The organism is Pantoea sp. ME81 (assembly GCF_903970985.1).
GTDB lineage: Bacteria > Pseudomonadota > Gammaproteobacteria > Enterobacterales > Enterobacteriaceae > Pantoea > Pantoea communis.
This window is the reverse complement of the sequence record NZ_CAJCKS010000318.1, coordinates 1-2,315: the sequence shown is the minus strand read 5'-3', so window position 1 is coordinate 2,315 and position 2,315 is coordinate 1. Positions and strand designations below refer to the sequence as shown.

The window sequence follows — 2,315 nt, the reverse complement described above, 5'->3', positions numbered from 1 at the left end:
TTCAGGTCTATTCTGCTGGGCGCGGTGTTTACGCTGCGGTTTGTGATCGTGCGAAGACTGAATGGCGATCAAAGTCAGCGTCCGCTGGTGACGCTGGGCGGCACACACTAAATTCGGAGCACTAAAATGGATGCTTTCATTCTGGTTGGTAGTTTGGTGTTGCTGCTGTTGGTCGGCTTTCCGGTGGCCTTTGCCGTGGGGTTTGCTGCCTTTATTGGCGCCTGGTGGATCGATTTGCCACTGGAAGCCGTGGTGATTCAGATTACCAACGGGGTCAACAAATTTTCACTCCTCACCATTCCGTTCTTCATTTTGGCCGGGGCGATCATGGCCGAGGGAGGGATTGCCCGCCGCCTGGTGAACTTTGCCTATATCTTCGTCGGTTTTATCCGCGGGGGCTTGTCGTTAGTGAATATCGTGGCATCGACATTTTTTGGCGCGATTTCAGGATCGTCAGTGGCCGATACCGCCTCGATCGGGTCGGTGATGATCCCGCAAATGGAGCAAAAAGGTTATCCGCGAGATTTTGCCGCCGCCGTGACCGCCAGCGGTTCAGTGCAGGCGGTATTAACGCCGCCCAGCCATAACTCCGTGATCTACTCGCTGGCCACCGGTGGCGTCGTTACCATATCCTCATTGTTTGTTGCGGGTATTATCCCCGGGCTGATGCTGGGATTCTGTTTGATGGTGATGTGCCTGGCGTTCGCTCGCAAGCGCGGTTATCCCAAAGGCGAAGCCATTCCGTTGCGTCAGGCGGTGAAAATCTTCTTCGATGCGTTCTGGGGACTGTTTACCATCGTCATTATTTTGGGCGGTATTCTTTCCGGCATTTTTACCGCTTCGGAATCCGCTGCGATCGCCTGCCTGTGGGCGTTTTTTGTCACGATGTTTATTTATCGCGATTTCAAATGGAATCAGCTGCATATTCTGGTGTTTCGTACCATCAAAACCGTCACCATTGTGATGGTATTGATTGCCTTTGCGGCGGGCTTTGGCGCAGTGATGACCTTTATGCAACTGCCGACCATGATCACCGATGCCTTCACCAGCATCTCTGATAATAAATACGTGATTCTTATGTGCATCAATGTGTTACTGCTGGTGATCGGCACCTTGATGGACATGGCCCCTATTATTCTGATTTTAACCCCTGTCTTGCTGCCTGTTGCCACCAGTCTGGGCATCGATCCTGTGCATTTTGGCATGATTATGATGACCAACCTGGGTATCGGTCTGATCACCCCGCCGGTCGGTACCGTGCTGTTCGTTGCCAGCGCCGTCAGTAAACAGAAAATTGAGCAAGTGGTGACGGCCATGCTGCCCTTCTACGTCACGCTGTTTTTCATCCTGATGCTGATCACTTACGTGCCCGCGCTATCGCTGTGGCTGCCGCATGTCATGGGTGTGATGTAACGCGAAATCGCAGGGACGCGCTTTTGCCCGGCCAATTCATCGACTGACTCCGATAATCCGCAATCAGGGTCAACCCACTGCGGTGTTTCGTGGTAACGTGGATGTTTTGTGGTAAGTGTCAGGAAAGGCAGTGATGGCAACGAATAAAATTGATACCACGCTGGTTAGCGCGGGACGAAGCAAACGTTACACTCAGGGCTCAGTTAACAGCGTCATTCAGCGCGCATCTTCACTGGTTTTTGACACGGTTGCTGACAAAAAACGGGCGACGGCAGGTCGTGCATCGGGCGAGCTTTTTTATGGTCGCCGTGGCACCCTCACCCACTTCTCGCTGCAAGACGCCATGACCGAACTGGAAGGCGGCGCAGGCTGTGCGCTTTATCCGTGCGGAGCGGCTGCGGTATCTAATGCGATTATCTCTTTTGTCGAAGCGGGCGATCACATTCTGGTGAGCGGCGCCGTGTATGAACCGACGCAAGATTTCTGCACCAAAATTCTCAGTAAGCTGAATGTCACCACCACGTTCTTTGATCACTGCATCGGCAGCGAAATCAGTGAACTGGTTCAGCCAAATACGCGTGTGGTATTCCTCGAATCTCCCGCCTCCATCACCATGGAAGTGCAGGACATTCCCGCCATCGTCGCCGCCGTGCGCGCGAAAGCGCCCGACGCGATCATCATGATTGATAATACCTGGGCGGCGGGCGTGTTGTTTAACGCGCTGGAGCATGGCATCGATATTTCGATTCAGGCGGGCACCAAATACATTATTGGTCACAGCGATGCGATGATTGGCACCGCCGTCGCCAATGAACGTTGCTGGCCGCAGCTGCGTGAAAACTCGTACCTGGTGGGCCAGATGGTGGATGCCGATACGGCCAGCCTGAACCGGATGAGCGTCG

2 protein-coding genes are annotated in these 2,315 nt (G+C 53.7%); both read left to right on the top strand.

Annotated features, from left to right (window positions below; all coding sequences use genetic code 11):
- Window positions 1–126: 126 nt before the first annotated feature.
- Complete coding sequence (locus H7A81_RS26885) at window positions 127–1,413, top strand: TRAP transporter large permease (protein WP_034828425.1); 1,287 nt, start codon at window positions 127–129, stop codon at window positions 1,411–1,413.
- 133 nt (window positions 1,414–1,546) lie between these two features.
- Window positions 1,547–2,315, top strand: a 769-nt coding sequence (locus tag H7A81_RS26880; protein WP_182059295.1) for a PLP-dependent transferase, incomplete at its 3' end; no start/stop codon positions are given.